This window comes from Facklamia sp. P9177 (assembly GCF_050409585.1).
Classification (GTDB): domain Bacteria; phylum Bacillota; class Bacilli; order Lactobacillales; family Aerococcaceae; genus Facklamia.
Genome location: NZ_JBNUPE010000036.1, coordinates 1 through 1,563 on the forward strand (window position 1 = coordinate 1; position 1,563 = coordinate 1,563).

The 1,563-nt window shown below is 36.2% G+C and carries 1 pseudogene; it reads left to right on the forward strand.

Annotated features, from left to right (window positions below):
* Positions 1 to 124: 124 nt before the first annotated feature.
* Positions 125 to 1,435 (forward strand): annotated as a pseudogene (locus tag ACQV18_RS09315) (ISL3 family transposase).
* Positions 1,436 to 1,563: the final 128 nt, after the last annotated feature.

Here is a 1,563-nt window from a genome sequence, read left to right on the forward strand (position 1 = left end):
GGTTCTATAATTTATAGGGTTGATGGCCGAAGGCCTCAACTCTATTTTTTACTTTAGGGTACAAAAAAGGACAGATCTCCTGTATATTATAAGCGACTAAACCACAATAAAGGAGAGCTGTCCCATGTCACACATTATATCATCTTTACTCGGATTAAACGATAAAAACATCACAATTAATGACCAAAAATTTTCAAAAATTTCGATTAAAGGCCGTTTATCTTTCTTATTAACGGGTCAATTAATAGAGCCTATTAGTCATTGCCCTTGTTGTGGGCAATCAGCAATTAACTATTCAATCGTTAAAAATGGCTCTCGTACATCGCGCATTCAATTAATACCGATGGCAGGTTATCCCACTTATTTAGATTTAAAAAAACAGCGTTATTACTGTAAATCTTGTCACTCATCCTTTACCGCTCAAACGCCTGAAGTCGCTCGTCACTGTCATCTATCTAATCATTTGAAACGATATATCGCTGATCAGTTAACACATACGATATCAGAAACTTATATCGCTCAACTGGTGCATGTATCGATTCATACAGTCCGTCGTGTGACGAATCAAATGGCACAGCACCTTCAATTCAAACCGCTACATTCCTTACCACAACACCTTTGTTTTGATGAATTTAAAAGTGTTCGAACGATTGATGCTGCGATGAGTTTCATTTACTGTGACGCTAAAACGCATCGATTAGTTGATTTGTTCTTTGATCGCAAACAGTCTTGATTAATCCGTTATTTTCAACAATTTCCGTTGGAAACCCGTCAATCGGTTCAAACGATAACGATTGATATGTACCGACCGTATATGGATTTAATTCAAAAAGTTTTTCCAAAAGCACAAATTATTATTGATAAATTCCATCTCATTCAAGCTTTAAATCGTGAGCTGAATCGGACACGAATTCATGTGATGAACACCTTCCGAAACAAAGACAATCGACTGTACAATAAACATAAACGCTACTGGCGCCTAATCATGACACCAAGAAATAAATTACACACCACTACTTATCAGCGCTATCGATTATTTGATTGGATCACAAACACCAGTGGTATCGTTGATTATTTATTAGCATCAAGTAGCGAATTAAAAGTCACTTACGAGGTCGTTCATCATTTAAGAGAAGCCCTTCAAGACCTTCGAATCGATCGATTTGAGTTTTGGGTCAACTATGGCCTAACATTACCCGTTTCAAAAAAATTAAAGACCGTTTTAAGAACCTTTAAACGCTATCACACTTTTATTCAAAACACCTTTAACTATTCAACCTTAACGAATGGCCCAATTGAAGGGCTAAACAATAAAATCAAGGTGCTGAAACGAAATGCCTATGGCTATCGTAATTATTCACATTTTAAAAATAGAATTTTATTGATGATGCGCTTATACTTGCCCAATCAATCATCTACGTCGGTTGCTTTTTGACAATTTATCTCATAATAAAACCGGTCGATCATTCATGCGCTTATAATAATTGTTGATCTGTAAAAAAAGAGGTGAAGTAACCAGTCGGTTACCTCACCTACTCATCAACCCTATTTGACAAAGAGCCA